The organism is Ruegeria sp. BB6, assembly GCF_056539385.1.
The window spans coordinates 81,389-98,006 of sequence record NZ_JBQFUW010000003.1 but is presented as its reverse complement, the minus strand read 5'-3'; the positions used below and the strand labels follow the sequence as shown (position 1 = coordinate 98,006).

General features: G+C 57.8%; 16 protein-coding genes and 1 pseudogene. 10 read left to right on the top strand and 7 right to left on the bottom strand.

Translation table 11 applies throughout. The annotated features are described in order from the left end of the window. The first annotated feature begins 66 nt into the window (after positions 1 to 66). Positions 67 to 600, top strand: coding sequence for a hypothetical protein (locus ACR0B7_RS09140; protein WP_170387797.1), 534 nt, complete (start codon positions 67 to 69; stop codon positions 598 to 600). Here the strand turns inward: ACR0B7_RS09140 and pncA are convergent. Beyond that, positions 597 to 1,190 carry a bifunctional nicotinamidase/pyrazinamidase gene (pncA, locus tag ACR0B7_RS09135; RefSeq protein ID WP_170483518.1) on the bottom strand — a complete coding sequence of 198 codons (594 nt, stop codon included), beginning with the start codon at positions 1,188 to 1,190 and terminating at the stop codon, positions 597 to 599. The genes ACR0B7_RS09140 and pncA overlap by 4 nt on opposite strands. A gap of 96 nt (positions 1,191 to 1,286) precedes the next feature. On the opposite strand from pncA, the gene trhO reads away from it, so the two are divergent. Beyond that, positions 1,287 to 2,192 (top strand): oxygen-dependent tRNA uridine(34) hydroxylase TrhO, encoded by a 906-nt coding sequence (gene trhO, locus ACR0B7_RS09130; protein WP_170483520.1) that lies wholly within the window; start codon positions 1,287 to 1,289, stop codon positions 2,190 to 2,192. 75 nt (positions 2,193 to 2,267) lie between these two features. Beyond that, positions 2,268 to 2,771 (top strand): potassium channel family protein, encoded by a 504-nt coding sequence (locus tag ACR0B7_RS09125; RefSeq protein WP_170483522.1) that lies wholly within the window; start codon positions 2,268 to 2,270, stop codon positions 2,769 to 2,771. Positions 2,772 to 2,775: 4 nt separating this feature from the next. Here the strand turns inward: ACR0B7_RS09125 and ACR0B7_RS09120 are convergent, their stop codons facing one another. Beyond that, positions 2,776 to 3,105, bottom strand: coding sequence for a hypothetical protein (locus tag ACR0B7_RS09120; RefSeq protein WP_170483524.1), 330 nt, complete (start codon positions 3,103 to 3,105; stop codon positions 2,776 to 2,778). Positions 3,106 to 3,267: 162 nt separating this feature from the next. Between ACR0B7_RS09120 and betB the strand changes: the two genes are divergently transcribed. The 3 genes from betB (at position 3,268) to ACR0B7_RS09105 (ending at position 8,636) form a co-directional block, all read left to right on the top strand. Next, positions 3,268 to 4,722 carry a betaine-aldehyde dehydrogenase gene (gene betB / locus ACR0B7_RS09115; protein ID WP_170569821.1) on the top strand — a complete coding sequence of 485 codons (1,455 nt, stop codon included), beginning with the start codon at positions 3,268 to 3,270 and terminating at the stop codon, positions 4,720 to 4,722. 120 nt (positions 4,723 to 4,842) lie between these two features. Continuing rightward, positions 4,843 to 7,287, top strand: a complete 2,445-nt coding sequence (locus ACR0B7_RS09110; RefSeq protein ID WP_170576745.1) for an FAD-dependent oxidoreductase — start codon at positions 4,843 to 4,845, stop codon at positions 7,285 to 7,287. Continuing rightward, positions 7,284 to 8,636, top strand: coding sequence for an MmgE/PrpD family protein (locus ACR0B7_RS09105; RefSeq protein ID WP_170576746.1), 1,353 nt, complete (start codon positions 7,284 to 7,286; stop codon positions 8,634 to 8,636). Before ACR0B7_RS09110 ends, ACR0B7_RS09105 begins: the two co-directional genes overlap by 4 nt. Positions 8,637 to 8,703: 67 nt before the next feature. Here ACR0B7_RS09105 and ACR0B7_RS09100 read toward each other — a convergent pair whose 3' ends face one another. The 5 genes and pseudogenes from ACR0B7_RS09100 to ACR0B7_RS09080 all read right to left on the bottom strand — a co-directional run bounded on the left by ACR0B7_RS09100 (position 8,704) and on the right by ACR0B7_RS09080 (position 13,300). Then, positions 8,704 to 10,848, bottom strand: coding sequence for a hypothetical protein (locus ACR0B7_RS09100; RefSeq protein WP_170483532.1), 2,145 nt, complete (start codon positions 10,846 to 10,848; stop codon positions 8,704 to 8,706). After that, positions 10,845 to 11,713 (bottom strand): annotated as a pseudogene (gene motA, locus ACR0B7_RS09095) (flagellar motor stator protein MotA). The gene ACR0B7_RS09100 and the pseudogene motA overlap by 4 nt, the downstream one beginning before the upstream one ends. A gap of 46 nt (positions 11,714 to 11,759) precedes the next feature. Continuing rightward, positions 11,760 to 12,332, bottom strand: coding sequence for a MotE family protein (locus ACR0B7_RS09090; RefSeq protein WP_170483536.1), 573 nt, complete (start codon positions 12,330 to 12,332; stop codon positions 11,760 to 11,762). Next, positions 12,329 to 12,793 carry a hypothetical protein gene (locus ACR0B7_RS09085; protein WP_170576747.1) on the bottom strand — a complete coding sequence of 155 codons (465 nt, stop codon included), beginning with the start codon at positions 12,791 to 12,793 and terminating at the stop codon, positions 12,329 to 12,331. Before ACR0B7_RS09085 ends, ACR0B7_RS09090 begins: the two co-directional genes overlap by 4 nt. Before the next feature lie 9 nt (positions 12,794 to 12,802). Then, entirely contained in the window at positions 12,803 to 13,300 is a 498-nt protein-coding gene (locus tag ACR0B7_RS09080; protein WP_480681311.1) for a flagellar basal body-associated FliL family protein, read from the bottom strand. A 119-nt stretch (positions 13,301 to 13,419) separates the two neighbouring features. Here ACR0B7_RS09080 and fliF point away from each other — a divergent pair, with 119 nt between their 5' ends. The 4 genes from fliF to fliP are packed head-to-tail and all read left to right on the top strand — an operon-like array spanning position 13,420 to position 16,616. Further along, entirely contained in the window at positions 13,420 to 15,009 is a 1,590-nt protein-coding gene (fliF, locus tag ACR0B7_RS09075) for a flagellar basal-body MS-ring/collar protein FliF (RefSeq protein WP_170483543.1), read from the top strand. After that, the gene (locus ACR0B7_RS09070) at positions 15,009 to 15,605 is read left to right on the top strand and encodes an ABC transporter ATP-binding protein (RefSeq protein WP_170483545.1); all 597 of its coding nucleotides are present in this window, start codon (positions 15,009 to 15,011) and stop codon (positions 15,603 to 15,605) included. The genes fliF and ACR0B7_RS09070 overlap by 1 nt, the downstream gene beginning before the upstream one ends. Then, a complete protein-coding gene (locus ACR0B7_RS09065; protein ID WP_170483547.1) occupies positions 15,598 to 15,885 on the top strand; it encodes a FliM/FliN family flagellar motor C-terminal domain-containing protein in 288 nt (95 codons plus the stop codon). The genes ACR0B7_RS09070 and ACR0B7_RS09065 overlap by 8 nt, the downstream gene beginning before the upstream one ends. Next, positions 15,885 to 16,616 carry a flagellar type III secretion system pore protein FliP gene (gene fliP, locus ACR0B7_RS09060; protein ID WP_170576748.1) on the top strand — a complete coding sequence of 244 codons (732 nt, stop codon included), beginning with the start codon at positions 15,885 to 15,887 and terminating at the stop codon, positions 16,614 to 16,616. Before ACR0B7_RS09065 ends, fliP begins: the two co-directional genes overlap by 1 nt. The last annotated feature ends 2 nt before the right edge of the window (positions 16,617 to 16,618 follow it).

The following is a 16,618-nucleotide window of genomic DNA, read 5'->3' as shown; positions in this document are numbered from 1 at the left end:
GCATATTGTGAAATCTTTTCGCTTGTTAGTGAGAAGTGGGAAGGGAAGACGAGGTTTAAATAGTGAATGGTTCTCGAGTACGATTTTGACATCGTTGTAGTCGACCCGGGGGATGGGGGGGCAGAGTCCGGCCGTGACGGTTTTGTGAAAAAACCGGTTTTGCGTGCGATGTTTCGCAACGTGAAAACGGCTGATGCATTGCGTGCTACCTCACCTAAAATTCGCAAGATTTTTCAGGATGCAGGCTTTGGCCTGGACGCAACCGGAAGCGAGTTGTCCAGCGGGTTGTATCGCCCTCGCGACGAAGCAGAACGCGAAAGAATTCTGCGTGCCCTGTTCGCCAATATCCGAGAGATGGGAGTGAAAGGCGAATATTGTGGTGAGTTCGATTTCAGGCAGTTTCTAATGGATGTCAAAACCGCCCGGCCGCGCAATGGTCAGCGTCGGCAAGTCGCGGACTGGACGCCCAAGCCGCGCAGTGGCTCTATGGAAAAGCCCGAACGCCGCACGGTTCCGGCCCGGATCGGGCTGGCGCTGGGGTTGGCAGTGGTTATCTTCGTAATCCTCAAGTACCTGGCTGAATCGGGGTCAGCGCCCTAGATCAGTGTAACGCCTGCGTCGCGCATCGCGGTTTCGGCTGCACCCAGTGATCCATCAAGATCAATCGCCCGGCACGCGTCCATGCGCACTTGCACGTCATATCCAAGCCGAGCCGCGTCGACCGCTGAGAAATGGACGCAGAAATCGGTGGCCAATCCAACCATCGTCAGTTTCGTGAACCCTCGTGAATTCAGATAGCCGTCAAGACCCGTTGGTGTGGTCTGGTCATTCTCGAAAAAGGCCGAATAGCTGTCGATCGCTCTGCGAAACCCCTTGCGGATGATCAAGTCGCCATCAGTGCGTAGATCGGGATGAAACGCGGCGCCTTCAGTGCCTTGAACGCAGTGATCTGGCCATAGCACTTGTGGGCCATAAGGCATCTCGGTCACGTCAAAGGGGTTTTTGTCCGTATGAGAGCTGGCAAAAGACGAATGTCCCGCCGGATGCCAGTCCTGTGTCAGGATCACCGCGTCGAAATCACCCATCATCGCGTTGATGGGGGCGATGATCTGATCTCCGCCGGGCACGGCCAGCGCACCGCCGGGGCAAAAGTCGTTCTGGACGTCGATTACGATCAGGGCGTGGGTCATTGCGGCCTCCTTGCGTTGTCCTATCGGTAGGCGGCAAGCAGGGGGGCGTCAATCCGGTCCCTTGCGACTCTTTGAATGCAGGTTTAGACCGCGCGCATGTATACCATCGCTGCTCTGTATCACTTCACCCGATTCCCGGATCACGCTGCCCTGCGCGAGCCATTGCTCGAGCTGTGCCGCGCGCAAGCTGTCAAAGGCACTCTGCTGCTGGCGCGAGAGGGGATCAATGGCACCATTGCTGGCCCCCGCGCCGGAATCGACGCGGTGCTGGCGCATATCAAGGCTTTGCCGGGATGCGTGGACCTTGAGTGGAAAGAGGCCACCGCCGATCATCCGCCCTTTGGCAAGATGAAGGTGCGCCTGAAGAAAGAGATCGTGACCATGGGCCAGCCGGATGTCGATCCGCGAGCCCGCGTTGGCAACTATGTCGAGCCTGAGGATTGGAACGACCTGATCCGCTCGGACGATGTGGTGGTGATCGACACGCGCAACGACTACGAGGTTGCGATTGGTACGTTTGAAGGCGCAATAGACCCTGAAACCGCCAGTTTCCGCGAATTCCCGGCATGGTGGGAGGAAAACAAGGACCGCTTCCACAACAAGCGCGTTGCCATGTTCTGCACCGGCGGCATCCGCTGTGAGAAATCGACCAACTTCCTGCTGGGGCAGGGGGTTGAGGATGTCTATCACCTGAAAGGTGGCATTCTGCGTTATCTTGAGGAAATGCCTGCCGAAGACAGCACGTGGCAAGGCGAGTGTTTCGTGTTCGACAACCGCGTGTCCGTCGGACACGGGCTGGTCGAGGGGCCACATAATCTGTGTCACGGCTGCCGACGTCCGATCCTGCCCGAAGACATGAAGCGCCCGGAATACGAGCATGGCGTGTCCTGCCACCGGTGCATCAATGAAACGTCCGAGGCTGACAAAATGCGCTTTCGCGAGCGGCAGAAACAGATCGGTCTGGCGCGTCAACGCGGGCATGAGCATCTGGGCACGACCTAAACCTCTGATTTTTCAGGTTGCGGGTATGCGCGTCTGACCCGATGATTGACCGTGTCTTATGTTGACGGAGGTTTCATGCACCGCGACCCGACTACTCTGGAAGAGTGGAAATCAACCTTGGTCGCCGCCTTGGGATTGGTGGTCGCCAGTTTCATCGCGTGGTACGGGCTGTCGCGGCTGAGCGAGACCACGGCAGGCGACAAGATCGGCACAGCTACAACGGTTCTGCTGACGATCTGGCTTGTTTCGCAGACCTGGTACTACATGACTCAGGTCAAATCACCCCGTCGGCAACTGCTGTTGATGGGGATTTCCTTCATTCAGGTCGTCCCCTTTCTATTCGCGGCTGTCTATGGATCGTTCGGCTATTACGACCTGTGCGTCGTAGGCGCGCGCGGCCCAACGGACGTTTTGTATTTCTCTTATGTGACCTTCACGACGGTTGGGTTCGGGGATTTGCACCCTGCCGGAATGTGTCGCGGTTTGGCCGTGGCCGAGGCTATCACCGGCTATATCCTGTTGGGCCTGTTTGTGGCCGCAGCGGTTGGGCTTTACGCCCGTTCACACAGCGACAACTGATCCGCTATTTGTTGTGATCGATCCATAGCGACATCGCGTGTTTGTCGCGAAAACACTCTTGCGGGATTTGCCTGCGTTTGCCGCGGGCAATGCGCTCGGCATAGGCCACCTGCTTGCCGGTTGGATAATTGGCAAAGGGCGATGGATCATGCGGTTTGTGTGCTGAAATCCACTGTGACATGGCCCAGCGATCCCGTTGCGCCTCGACGGGGATTTCCAAAGCTGTTTGTTGAGCGATCGCGCGCGCATAGCGCATTTGCCGATCGGTGACAGGCAGCAGATGATAGTCGTTCGACGGGCCGTTCAGAGCAGTATTTTGAGTGGCGTAAGACATCGGAATGTTCCTCTGACCATGTAGAACATAAATGGAACATTAACTTTTCTATTCAAGAGGACGGTGATTCACATCGGCGAGAGTTTGCCGTATTCACGTTTATTGACTGATCAATCAACAAAAGCTAAAGCCGGTGGAAAGACTTCTGAAAAGGACCCGGTCATGAAATTCCAGCCCAAGGCGAGCCATTTCATCAATGGTGAATACGTCGAAGACACCAATGGTGCCCCCATCGACGTTATCTTTCCCGCAACCGGAGAGATTATCGCCCGGCTGCATTCCGCCACGCCAGAGGTTGTTGAACAGGCTCTAAACAGCGCAAAAACGGCTCAAAACGAATGGGCTGCGCTATCGGGAACCGAGCGGGGCCGGGTTCTACGCCGTGCCGCTGACATCATGCGCGAACGCAATCGCGCGCTGTCCCTCCTTGAAACGCACGACACAGGAAAACCTCTGCAGGAAACGCTGGTCGCCGACGCCACCAGCGGGGCCGATGCGCTGGAATATTTCGGCGGGTTGGCCGGATCGCTGACCGGTGAGCATATCCCGCTGGGCGGTGGTGACTTCGTGTATACCATCCGCGAGGCGCTGGGCGTCTGTGTTGGTATCGGTGCGTGGAACTATCCCACCCAGATCGCCTGCTGGAAGGGTGCGCCCGCGCTGGCCTGTGGCAATGCGATGGTGTTCAAACCGTCGGAAACCACGCCTTTGTCCGCATTGAAAGTGGCCGAGATTCTGATTGAAGCCGGTGCCCCAAAAGGCATCTACAACGTCGTGCAAGGGTACGGAGATGTCGGCGCGTCGCTGGTGACGGACCCGCGCGTGGCTAAGGTCTCGTTGACCGGATCGGTGCCCACCGGTCGCAAGGTCTATGCCGCCGCCGCAGCTGACATGAAACACGTGACGATGGAACTGGGCGGCAAGTCCCCGATGATCGTGTTTGACGATGCCGATATCGAAAACGCCGTTTCGGGCGCGATTTTGGGGAACTTCTATTCCTCGGGCCAGGTCTGTTCCAACGGCACGCGCGTCTTTGTACAGAAAGGCATCAAGGAACAATTCCTCGCTCGCCTGTCCGAACGTCTGGCCACCGCGAAAATCGGCGACCCGCTGGATGAGAGCGTGAATTTCGGCCCTATGGTTAGCGAAAACCAGATGAACATCGCGCTGGGCTATATCGAAAAAGGCAAAGCCGAGGGCGCACGGCTGGTCTATGGCGGCGAGCGGATCAAGGGCGACGGCTTTTACATGCAGCCCACCGTTTTTGCCGATGTCACTGACGACATGACCATCGCGCGTGAGGAAATCTTTGGCCCCGTCATGTCCGTTTTGGATTTCGACACCGAAGAAGAAGTCTTGGCCCGCGCCAATGATACCGAGTTCGGCCTGGCCGCCGGCGTCTTTACCAACGACCTGACCCGCGCCCATCGCATCGTGGCCGGGTTTGAGGCGGGCACCTGCTATATCAACACCTACAACCTGGCCCCGGTTGAGGCTCCGTTCGGCGGTTCCAAGATGTCGGGCGTCGGGCGCGAGAACTCGAAATTGGCGATCAACCATTTCAGCGAGATGAAGACCGTCTATGTCTCGATGAACGATGTCGAGGCACCCTACTGATCAAAACCGGCCATTCACGCCCTGTTTTCGACATTTCACGTCGGGAACAGAGCATAAGCCGCCCCTGACCTGTGGCTGACTTTCCTGCAAGCGCCAAGTTCGCAAGCAGGAGGTCAGCCCATGAAAACCCACGCTCAGGCCGTTGTGATCGGAGGGGGGCTGGTCGGCTGCTCGATCCTGTATCATCTGGCCAAGCTCGGCTGGACCGATGTTGTCCTGCTGGAACGCGATGAACTGACCAGCGGGTCCACATGGCACGCGGCGGCCAATATCCACGGGCTGCACGACAACAACAACATCACCCGCATCCAGCATTATACGATGAACCTGTATAAAGAGCTGGAGAAGGAAACCGGGCAGGGCTGTGGTGTTTTCCAGTCGGGATCGCTCTATCTGGCGCAGACTGAGGACCGCGAACACCAACTGCGTCTGCAAGAGGCCAAGGCGAAGTTCTACGGTCTGAATTTCCATGAGATCAGTCGCGAACAGGCGTTGGAACTGCACCCGCTGGCGCAGTTCGACGACATTCGCTGCATCATGTTTGAACCCGATGGCGGCAATGTCGATCCTTCGGGTGTGACGCATGCCTACGCCGCCGGTGCCCGCGCGATGGGGGCCACGATTGAGCGGTTTTGCCCCGTAATAGGGACTGAACAGCAGCCGGATGGGTCGTGGATCGTGCGCACAGAGAAAGGGGACATCCACACGCAATGGGTGGTCAATGCAGGCGGTCTCTGGGGGCGTGAAGTTGCGGCGCTGGCCGGGATTGAACTGCCTTTGCAACCGACCGAGCATCAGTATTTCGTCACCGAAGCCATTGATGAGGTCGCAGCCTTGGGTCGCCGCCTGCCGTCCATCGCTGACAGGGACGGTGAGTATTATTTCCGGCAGGAAGGCAACGGGCTGCTGATCGGTGCTTACGAGAAAGACATGAAGTTCTGGGCCGAAAGCGGCACACCGCTGGATTTCGCCCACGATCTGTTCCCCGACGATCTGGACCGGATCATGGAAAACGTCATTCGTGCCACCGAACGTGTGCCAGTCGCCGCGACCGCAGGGGTGAAACGAGTGATCAACGGCCCGATGATCTGGTCGCCCGATTCCAACGCGATCTGGGGGCCGGTGCCCGAGTTGCAGAACTATTTCTGCTGCACCGGGATCATCCCCGGATTCTCGCAATCTGGTGGTCTTGGCTTGCTGTCTGCGCAATGGATGATCGAGGGTGAGCCGCAATACGACATGTTCGCGTGGGACCTGGCGCGATTTGGCGATTGGGCCGACAAGAAATTCACTAAGGCACGGGTTCAAGACGCCTATACGCACCGCTTCGCCATCCATTTCCCAAACGAAGAACGCAGCGCAGGCCGTCCCGCCCGTGTGCGCCCCGTTTATCAGTTGCAAAAGGATATGGGCTGCGTCTTTGGCCTGAACTGCGGGTGGGAACATCCGCTGTGGTTTGCCGACCAACCCGGAGCGACCGACACCAACGGCTTTACACGCCAGAACTGGTGGGAACCCGTGGGCCGCGAGGCGCGGATGCTGCGCAACCATGTGGGCGTGATCGACATCTCGAACTTCGCCAACTACGTCATCAAGGGACCCGGCGCTTATATTTGGCTGGATCGTCTGGTCGCCAACCGCGTGCCGACCGAGATCGGGCGGTCCTGTCTGACCCCTCTGATCTCGGTCCGTGGGGGCGTTGCGGGCGATTTCACCATCACCAAAACCGCCGAGGATGAGTACATGATGATCGGTTCGGGCATGGCCGAACGCTATCACCAGCGGTTCTTCAACATGATCGAGTTGCCCGAAGGTACGACGCTCGACGTCGCCACAGACCGAATTGCAGGGTTCAACGTGGCAGGGCCAAAGTCGCGCGACGTGTTGCAGCGCCTCACGAATGCGGACCTTTCAAACGAGGGGTTCCGCTTTATGCGGTCCCGCCGGATCGAGGTTGCAGGTGTGCCCTGCCTAGCCATCCGCGTCAGCTTTACGGGTGACTTGGGGTGGGAGCTTCATTGCGCCGAGGAAGACCAGATCAGGCTCTATACAGCGCTTTTGGAAGCCGCGCATGACTTGGGTGGGGGTCCAGTCGGCGGTCGCGCGTTGGGGTCATTGCGGATTGAAAAGGGATACGGTTCCTGGGGGCGGGAGTATACTCAGGAATATTGGCCGCAAGAAGTTGGGTTGGCCGGGCTGATCAAGTTGGACAAGGACTTCTTGCACAAAGACGCGTATCTGGCCGTCAAAGACAATGCCCCGCGTGAGGTTTTGTCGATGTTTGAAGTGGACGCAACCAATGCCGATGCATCCGGCGGCGAGCCGATATTCACCCCGGATGGAACACCGGTTGGGCGGGTGACCTCTGGCGCATATGGCTACAGCGTCGGGAAGTCTCTGGCGATTGGTTATGCCGACCCCAAGGTTGCCCAACCCGGAGATACGGTGACTATTTTCATCCTTGGAAAACCGCACAAGGCCACGATTTTGTCCGAGCCGCCTTTTGACCCGTCTGGTCAGCGCCTTCGGGATGTGAAGCAACCGGTCATGGACCCGGTAAAATGACAGGGACGTTCGACCAAGTCGCGGATTTTGCGCTACGCCGGACAGCGGATCAGATGCCGCAAAGCGCGATGGACGCAGCCTCTCTGATGATGCTGGACACGATGGGTATCCTGATCGCCTCTGGTCCGATGGAGGCTGGGGTGATCGCCCGTGAAACGGCGTCTTTGCTGTATGCCAGCACGCAGGAAGCGTATAGCGCGCGCATGATGTTCGATGGTCGACGGGTCAGCATGGCAGGGGCGGCTTATGCCATGGCGACTCAGACCGACAATCTGGACGGGCATGACGGGTACAACCCGACCAAGGGGCATATCGGGGTTGTCGTCTTGCCTGCGCTTGTTGCCTTGGCCGAGCATTGCCCCGACCTGACCGGGCCCGAGGCGCTGGCCGCCGTGATCACCGGGTACGAGGTTGCCGGGCGCGCCGGGTTGTCGTTGCACGCGTCGGTCAGCGACTATCACACATCGGGTGCGTGGAATGCGCTGGGTGTGGCGGCAATGGCCTCGCGCCTGCGAGGGCATACGCCGGAACAATTGCGACAGGCGATGGGGATCGCCGAATATCACGGCCCGCGCAGTCAGATGATGCGGGAAATTGCGAACCCGACGATGCTTCACGATGGCTCTGGCTGGGGTGCGCTGGTTGGCCTGTCCGCTGCGGTTCTTGCCGAAAAGGGATTTACCGGCGCTCCGGCCATCACGATCGAAGCCCAGTCTGCGGCGTCTCATTGGGCCGATCTGGGGCAGTTCTGGCAGGTCGAACATCAATATATAAAACCCTACCCGATCTGCCGTTGGGCACATGCGGCGATTGACGCGGTTCGCGCGGTCATGACGTCGAACAGCCTGACACACGATCAGATTCAGTCAATACGGATCAACAGCTTTCACGAAGCAGCGTGCCTGTACGCTGGAATGCCGGAAACGACGTCTCAGGCGCAGTATTCCCTTCCCTTCGCCGTTGCGGTTCAGGCGATTTACGGCCGGATCGGGGTCGAGCATATTTCGGGGTCTGGTTTATCCGATCTTGATGTGGCCGACTTCATGCGGCGTATCCAAGTATCCAGTGCTGAACGTCATTCCGCGCGCTTTCCAAATGGTAGATGGGCGGATGTCAGGATCGAAACCACAGATGGTCGAGTACTCGAATCTGGTGATATCCATGCGCGCGGCGGCCCCGAAGCGCCCATCCGCCGTGATGAGGTGATCGGCAAGTACACGGAGTTCACCGAGCCGGTCCTCGGGCGCGCCCGTGCGGACGCGATCCGAGATGCCATCTTGGGCTGGAGCGACCCAGAAAGCCGGTATACCGACCTTGCGCAATGGCTTTTTGATCCCATCGAGCAATAGGCGAAATGCAGGCTCAAACACTGAGTTTTTGTCTCTAACACGGCTGAATTCTGCAAAACTGCGAGTTCTATCTGACAACCGCTGCCAATAGTTCCGCGATTTGTTGCCGGGTTTCTGCGCTGTCTTGCAGCAGGGTTCTGGCATCAGCCAATGGTTTTCCGGGCATGCGACCAGGTTGCCTTGACAGGTTTTGGGTTGTTTGGCTTATCCGGCCAAATCGTGGACCTTGCACCGCGTCGACTTCATCGGGCAGATCGGCCAGCCAAAAGAAGCGGTTGGCTTCGTCGTAGTTGCCAAACGCCAAGGAAAGACTTCCGGCCGTCGCATAGTCATTGACGGACTGGAGTGCCTGTAGCTTGATTTGCGTCGCTGTCTCTGACGAGTCGTTGGCCAACTCTAGCAAAGCCTGATGCGGGCGGCGGGACAGCAGGGCGGAATGTGCGCGCAAACGTGCCCGATCTGCAGCGCGAGCCTTGTCTTGAGATCGGCTGGCCAAAACATGCGCCGGGCGCGCAAAACCAAGAGATACCAATCGATCTGCCACGGCTATGGCCGTGCTGGTCGTCAGAGCATTCCTATGTTCCGCTGACATCGTCAAAACGCGCCGTAAAAAAGTTGTATCGTCGGCGCGTTCCGTCAGAACCTGCGTGATCTGGTTTAGCCCCGCGTCGTGTTCGGGCCCTTTCGGAATCTCCTCCAGAAAATCCAGAGCCTGATCAAATTCGTGGCTTAAACCAAGGGCAACCGCATGCGTGCGTTGAAGCACTGGCTGAAGCGAAGACTCGCGCAACTCGGCCGCGAATGAGGCGGCCAGAGCCACCTCCTTGGCGGAAACCGACCCCCGATCCGTCCACCGTTTGTCGACAAGGCGAACCAGAGCAACCGGAGCCTCCAACGTGGATCCGGGTGCAGACATAGCATCGGTCAGCAGCGTTTCAGCCAGCGGCCCGTCGCCGTCAGAAGCCGCGATTTTGGCATTGGCATTCGATGCGCTTGCACTGGGATTGGTTTGGACGCGGCCAACACCGCGCATTACCCGCCGGGCGGCTTCCAGTTCCTTGCCCTTCACTAAAATCTCTGACAGTTCGGGGCCAAGGTGACGTCGCAAGTGGCGGGGCAAACGTGCAAAGGACTGCTCGATGGCGTTGAGCGCTGCATCCTCCGCCAAGACGCCTTCGGTGAGCACAGACCACAATGCCGCGTCACTGTCGCAAAATTGCATGCCTGCAAACGGGTTGGCCTCAGACACTTCACCGCGATCCAAATATTGCGCAATCGCGGCGATCCGCGTCGTCTCGGGCGATGATACCTTGCCCAAAAGCTCCAGCATCCGAAGCGATTCTGCGCCAAACCCGTGAAACGCGTACAGTTTTGCAAGTTTTAGGGCCGAATCTGCATCGAGGTGATCAAACTCTTGAAACAATGTGGTGCGGAGTTCGGCCAACTGCAACGGAAACGGATCTGCCTCAGACCATTTGCCGAAACCAAGGTCAGCACTGGTAAAACACGCGGGATGCCGTTCAATGGGCATCAAACGCGCGCCGAACTGATCGTTCAGTTCGTCGGCAATCGAGGTCACGTTGATATTCGCGTTCAGATCAAACGCCGGTTGCTGTACGTCTTTGGCAATCGATGCCCTTGGACCGACCGGAGCGAGTTCAAGGTCTACGAGATCACGGTCAGCGCCTTGCAGCAGCCGCGTGGAAAGCTGACTTTCAAGGAGCCGTGCGTTCAAGTTCACAACGGGTAATGACAGCGCCTTCAAAGGCTGCGCACTGTCCAGGGGATTTGGGGCTGGTACAGCTTTGGGCAGCAGGGGCGGAGGAATATCGGAGCTGATCGCCGGTTGAATTTTAGCCGCGGTGATATCGACGACGATCATCGTGTCTTTGTACAGAAAAGATGACGCGACACAGTCGCAGCCAAACTGCATCTCCAAAGCCTCACCGGGGCTTTTCTGCGATATGGCCGCCAGCCGGTTTTGCGTGAGTCGCTGAAAAACAGAGCCCGTATCAAAGGTCACGTCTTCCAGCGCCACACTCAATCTTGCGCCGTTCCTAGTTTGCGCCAGTGTCCAGTCAGTACCAGCTGGAACTTGAACGACCAGCCGCGTGTAGCCGTCGTGCTCGCCGGTTCTAACGGTCACCGATCGCGCGTTTGCCAAGTTTGCGATCGCCAAAAAGCCAGCAACAAGAAACCCCAACTTCTTCATGCCGCAGCCTGTTTCAGCTCTTTCAGCGCGTCTTCAAGTTCGGAAATCCCGGGCGGTTATGTGTTGGAGTGTTCTGACGCCCGACTTCGATGCACATAGCCGGATTGTGGTTATGCAGGTTTGCGACCAGCACCTCTTTGATCAACTGGTAGAAGTGGTTGTCTTCTTCGACCACAGCCTTCAGTTTTCCGGCAAACGGCCCGACCAGCCCATAGGCCAGGAAGACGCCAAGAAACGTTCCGACCAACGCTCCGCCAATCAGTTTGCCCAGAACCTCGGGGGGCTGGTCAATGGATCCCATCGTTTTGATCACCCCCAGAACAGCGGCCACGATACCCAGGGCCGGAAGTCCATCTGCGACCGTTTGCAGCGCGTGACTTGAGTGCATGGCGTGATGGAAATTGGCCTCCATCCGTTTCTCCAGCACCTCCTCAACCTGATGCGGGTCGTCATAGTTCATTGAGGCCGAGCGCATCGTGTCGCAGATCAGGTCGACCGCTTCTTTGTCCGATTGAATCTTTGGATAGGCCGAGAACAGTGACGACGCCTTGGGGTCTTCGATATGCTGTTCCAGTTCGACCGGGTTGGCCTTGGCGACGCGGATAAGTGAAAACAAGAGGCACAACAGATCACGATAGTCTTCGGGCTTCCATTTGGGACCCTTGAAGACTTTTCCAATGTCCTTGGCGGTGTGTTTGACCGCGCTCATGTCGTTGCTGATCAGAAAGGCACCGACAGCCGCACCCCCGATCATCATCATTTCAAACGGGAGTGATTTGAGAATGATGGCCATTTTGCCGCCCGCAGCCAGATAGCCGCCGAAAACCATGGCGAAAATGACGACAATTCCGATTAATCCGATCATGTGCGATCTCCAGAGAGGCAAAAGCGGGGTTGATAGACGTCGTCAGTCATTCCTGAGGCGCGGTTGCGTTTCGACCGGCCATGATGACGCTGATTGTGTACGCAGATTCGGGGCTGAGCCCAGCCAGCACGCCAGCGGCGGCGTCAGGCGGCATGCGGGATAGGAAACCCGCCGCGAACCCTGGATCCATCGTCTCGAACAAGGCCGCTGCGTCTTTTGGCTTCATGTTTTGATAGACGTCCGTAAGGCGCGTCAGGTCGGTCTCGGCCGCTTTCTCGGCATAGGCCAGCGTCTCGCGCAAACTCTCTTCGGCCTCTTGCAGTGCAGCCAATCGGCCTTCGATTGCCTGATCCGCAATTTGCAGGGCTTTTTCCTTGTCCCGCAGGGCGGCTTCGCGAATTGCCAATGCTTCTTCGCGGCGCAGCAACTGGGTCAACAATTCCTGCGCACCGGGTTTGTCGCTTTGCGCAATTTCAGGCTCTAACGTGAGAGAATCAGAGCTTTTGGCAGGCGCAGGACCAGCTTCCAGACCCACGCGGATCACAGCGGAACCGATCATCAACAAAGAGATCACCGCAAGAACACCGTTTTTAGGTCGCTTTGTGGGCTTTCCCGTCATGCTGCGGCCTCATCAGACTTGCGTCCATGCCTCATGAACATCAACCCGGCGGGCCGCTTGGCCGATTGGGTGCTTTCCGGCTTTACTGCCTGCTTCGGTTCGGATTCTTCCTGAATGATTTCATCCGGCGGGGCGGTTTCCTCGTCTCTGACCGGCTCGTCCGGGGCTGTTTCTTCGGTTATGACGTCATGCATTGACGCCATCATCAGTTCCAATCGTTGCGCGACTGATTCTGCCCTATTTGTCAGGTCTTTCAGGGCGACCCCCGATTGATCGGACGCCTCGCGTGCCGCATTCAGCGATTGTTTCAGTTCGTTTGCTTGTGACGATAAAACAGCCACCGCACCGCCAACGCCCTTTTCGAGGTCAGCAAAGCGTTTGAGGCGCCGGGACAGGACGAAACAATAGAGGCCTGCGCCCAAAGCTCCGGCAACCAGCAAGATATCCGCGATCAATTCCAACTTTGCCTCCTAGTTCAGTACAAATTCCATCACGAGAACATCGCGCACGCGATCTTCTCCTACGACAATGCCGATGCGCCGCAGCAGGTGCCCGCGGATGCGCATCAGCGCGAGCGAATCTTCGAGGTCAGAGATTTCGACTGCGCGCAGGTATCCGTTCAGGACGTCCATGATTCGCGGCTTCATTTTTTCGACGTCGCCCAGATATTCGGAGTTCACCTCAAGCTGAGCGTGAAATTTCAGGTGGCGGGAATCACCTGTATTCACCGATACAATCACCGGTGGAAGATCGACGAATCCGACGTCGGGCAATGCCTTTTCAGGCGTGTCATCCTTTTTATCCTTGGCATTTTGCGCGCTGGATTCACTCCCAATCGGTAGCGCGCCTGAGGCGGTCAGAAAATACCCGCCTGCTGCGCCAATCACCGCCAGAATCAGCCCGATGATCATTCCCTTTTTCCCCGTTTTCTTAGGGGCTTCTGCCTGTTCAGCGGTCGCGTCGGTCATGACGTCCTCATTCATCCGTTCTGCAATTGTCATAACCCGGCAGGGACTAACCGATTGTTAAGGGCAATCGTCCAAACAGGGGATGCGCCGGGCAGAATGTCGGCGAGTCGGAGGTGAGCGTGCAGCAGATCGGAACTGTCTGGGCTAATTTGGACAGGCGTAAACAAATCATCGTTGCCGGTGCGGTTGTGCTGGTGTTTCTGGGGGTGCTTGCGATGTCGCGGCTGGTCGCCACGCCGTCGATGACCCTTCTTTATGCAGGGCTGGAAAGTGGTGCTGCGGGGGACATTGTCCGCTCGTTGGATCAGCGCGGAGTGGCTTACGAGATTCGCGGCGGTTCAATTTACGTCCCGGGGTCGCAACGGGATGAGCTGCGTATGACTCTTGCCAGTGAGGGACTGCCTGCGAACGGAAACCAAGGGTATGAGTTGCTGGATTCACTCAGCGGTTTCGGCACCACGTCGCAGATGTTCGATGCCGCCTATTGGCGCGCGAAAGAAGGTGAGCTCGCCCGGACGATTGTTGGCAGCCCTCATATCAGCCAGGCACGGGTGCATATTGCGAATGGATCGACGAACCCGTTTCAGCGCAGCATTGCTCCGACGGCGTCGATCTATTTGGTATCGTCTGGTGCGGACATCACCTCGGATCAGGCCAAGGCGATCCGGTTTCTGGTTTCGTCGGCTGTCAGCGGCCTTGCGCCCGAGAATGTGACAGTTGTCGATTCCAATGGATCAGTGATCGGCGCGCAGGAGAACGCGGTTGCATCCGATACGGCTGACGACAAGTCGCGTCAAATGCGAGAGCGTGTTCTACGTTTGGTCGAAGCGCGGGTCGGGGCCGGAAATGCCGTGGTAGAGGTCAGCGTGGATACTGTCACCAAGACGGAATCCATCCGCGAACGGCGTTTTGATCCCAATGGTCGTGTTGCCATCAGCACGGATGTCGAAGAGCGTTCGGACAGTGCGCGCAACCAATCCGCCGATGTCACTGTGGCATCGAACCTGCCGGATGGGGACGGAGCGGGAGGCGACGAATCAAACTCGAATGCCACCCAGACGCGTGAACGTGTGAACTACGAAGTATCAGAGACCGAGTTTGAGGTGCACAATGCCCCGGGCGCGATCAGGCGACTAACGGTGGCCGTGCTGGTGAACGGGTCGCGGGAAACGGACGCTGCCGGTGTCGAAACCTTTGTCCCGATGCCCGAGGTTGAGATGGAAGCCCTGAAAGAGCTGGTGGCTTCGGTGGTCGGCTTTGACGCAGAACGTGGAGATGTGATCACGTTGAAATCCATGGATCTGCCGTCGGTTGAACCACAGGGAACGCTTGCGTCGGCTTCGATCTGGCAGAACGTGCATTTTGACGCGATGTCGCTGATCCAGATGGCGGTGTTGGCCATTGTCTCTTTGGTTCTCGGGCTGTTCGTGATCCGTCCGATCCTGACAAAACCTCAGGCGGCGCCCCCCTTGTTACCTGCGGCTGCGCCCTCTGACCCCCAGACCATTCTGACCGGAGAGATTGCCACGGACGAAGCCGGTCGTTTCACGTCGCTTCCGGGACAGGCTGCACAGGAAGAACTTCCCGCGCCTACAGCGCAGCAGAGCGCTGATCCCGTCGAAAGGTTGCGCGCAATGATTGGCGACAAGCAGGAGGAAACCGTAGAAATCCTGCGCAGTTGGCTCGAAGAAGGTGAGGAACGCGTCTGATGTCGATTGCCCACCTTCTTGAGGATTTTACACTACAGGCCGGCACAGCCAAAGTGCTCCTTCTGGATGAAGACGCGCTTGAAGAACAGCGGCTTGCAGCATTCGAGCAAGGCTACAGCGCCGGTTGGGAAGACGCGGTAAAGGCGCAGGCACAGGACAAGGGAGAGGTCTCGGCGGACCTAGCCAAAGCGCTCGGAGATATGTCGTTCACCTACCAGGAAGCCTTGGCGAGGATGACCATGTCGCTGAAACCCATGTTCCACAGTCTTGTTGAGGTTGTCCTGCCTGAAACGTTGGATCGAGGTTTTGCAACGCGACTGGCTGAACAACTGACCGAAATGGCGCGCGACCACATTGGCCAGCCTATGCAGATATTTGTGCCCGTTGGCTGCGTGGCGGAAGTTGACGAGATGGTTCCGGCAGAGCTGTCCCCGTCCACCCAAGTCGTTGAAGACCCGTCGCTGGAGGCAGGGCAGGCAAGGTTGCAGGTCGGAGTGCACAGGCGCGAGGTGGATTGCACCGATCTGCTTGCCGCCATTTCCGGGGCGTTCGACGCCTATGTATTCGAGGCAAAAAAGGCATTGACCAATGAGTGATACCCAGACCCAGCGACCCGAAAAAACGAACCCGTTTGAAAATGTCCCTATCGAGGTCACCGTCTCGGTCGGGCGCGCGCGACCGCTGATCCGCGATCTGTTGAGCATGGGCGAGAATGCCGTGCTGACCCTGGACAAACGTATTGAGGATCCGGTTGAACTCTATGTCGGGGATCAACTTGTGGCACGGGGTCTGCTTGAAGAAATGGAGGGCGATCAAGCAGGGCAACTGGCCGTGCGGTTGACTGAAATCGCGGATTTGCAAAACGGAATCGGCTGATGCGTTGGTTGCCCGGGCTGATCGCTTTAACGGTAATGTTGTGCCCGTCGCTGGCCGCGGCGCAGGAGGTGTCGCTTTCGCTGGGGGAAGGCGGTTCGATTTCAGCACGGACCATTCAGTTGATCCTGTTGGTTACAGTGCTGAGCCTTGCGCCGGGACTGGCGATCATGATCACGTGTTTTCCGTTCCTGATCACTGTTTTGGCGATCCTTCGGCAAGGCATCGGGCTTCAGCAATCGCCTCCTAACATGCTGATCGTCAGTCTGGCGTTGTTTCTCACTTACTTCATCATGGAGCCGGTCTTTACCGAAGCATGGACGATCGGTATCCGGCCTATGGTCGAAGAGACACTGGAAGTGGATTTGACGCTGGAACGAGCCATTCAGCCGTTTCGCGTCTTTATGGCTGCGCGCCTGGACCCGGATACGTTTCACGCGATGGCAGCCTTGCGGCCCGAGGGCGACACCGCAGCGTTGTCGCCGCAAGCTCCGCTTTCGATCCTGATGCCGTCCTTCATGCTGTCCGAGATTGCTCGGGCTTTTCAGATCGGGTTTCTGATCTTTTTGCCTTTTCTGATTATTGATCTGGTTGTCGCTGCGGTGCTGATGTCGATGGGGATGATGATGGTGCCGCCGGCAACGGTATCACTGCCGTTCAAACTGGCGTTTTTTGTCATCGCGGATGGGTGGTCCCTGATCGCAGGAGCGCTGGTGCGCAGCTATATGAGCTGAAG

Excerpts from the sequence above, each read along its gene's own strand:
- ACR0B7_RS09070 (WP_170483545.1), top strand. The coding sequence starts at position 15,009 with ATGTCGATTGCCCACCTTCTTGAGGATTTTACACTACAGGCCGGCACA.
- ACR0B7_RS09100 (WP_170483532.1), bottom strand. The coding sequence starts at position 10,848 with ATGAAGAAGTTGGGGTTTCTTGTTGCTGGCTTTTTGGCGATCGCAAAC.
- pncA (WP_170483518.1), bottom strand. The coding sequence starts at position 1,190 with ATGACCCACGCCCTGATCGTAATCGACGTCCAGAACGACTTTTGCCCC.
- ACR0B7_RS09125 (WP_170483522.1), top strand. The coding sequence starts at position 2,268 with ATGCACCGCGACCCGACTACTCTGGAAGAGTGGAAATCAACCTTGGTC.
- fliP (WP_170576748.1), top strand. The coding sequence starts at position 15,885 with ATGCGTTGGTTGCCCGGGCTGATCGCTTTAACGGTAATGTTGTGCCCG.
- ACR0B7_RS09090 (WP_170483536.1), bottom strand. The coding sequence starts at position 12,332 with ATGACGGGAAAGCCCACAAAGCGACCTAAAAACGGTGTTCTTGCGGTG.
- ACR0B7_RS09140 (WP_170387797.1), top strand. The coding sequence starts at position 67 with ATGGTTCTCGAGTACGATTTTGACATCGTTGTAGTCGACCCGGGGGAT.
- ACR0B7_RS09105 (WP_170576746.1), top strand. The coding sequence starts at position 7,284 with ATGACAGGGACGTTCGACCAAGTCGCGGATTTTGCGCTACGCCGGACA.
- betB (WP_170569821.1), top strand. The coding sequence starts at position 3,268 with ATGAAATTCCAGCCCAAGGCGAGCCATTTCATCAATGGTGAATACGTC.
- ACR0B7_RS09110 (WP_170576745.1), top strand. The coding sequence starts at position 4,843 with ATGAAAACCCACGCTCAGGCCGTTGTGATCGGAGGGGGGCTGGTCGGC.
- ACR0B7_RS09120 (WP_170483524.1), bottom strand. The coding sequence starts at position 3,105 with ATGTCTTACGCCACTCAAAATACTGCTCTGAACGGCCCGTCGAACGAC.
- trhO (WP_170483520.1), top strand. The coding sequence starts at position 1,287 with ATGTATACCATCGCTGCTCTGTATCACTTCACCCGATTCCCGGATCAC.
- ACR0B7_RS09080 (WP_480681311.1), bottom strand. The coding sequence starts at position 13,300 with ATGACCGACGCGACCGCTGAACAGGCAGAAGCCCCTAAGAAAACGGGG.
- ACR0B7_RS09065 (WP_170483547.1), top strand. The coding sequence starts at position 15,598 with ATGAGTGATACCCAGACCCAGCGACCCGAAAAAACGAACCCGTTTGAA.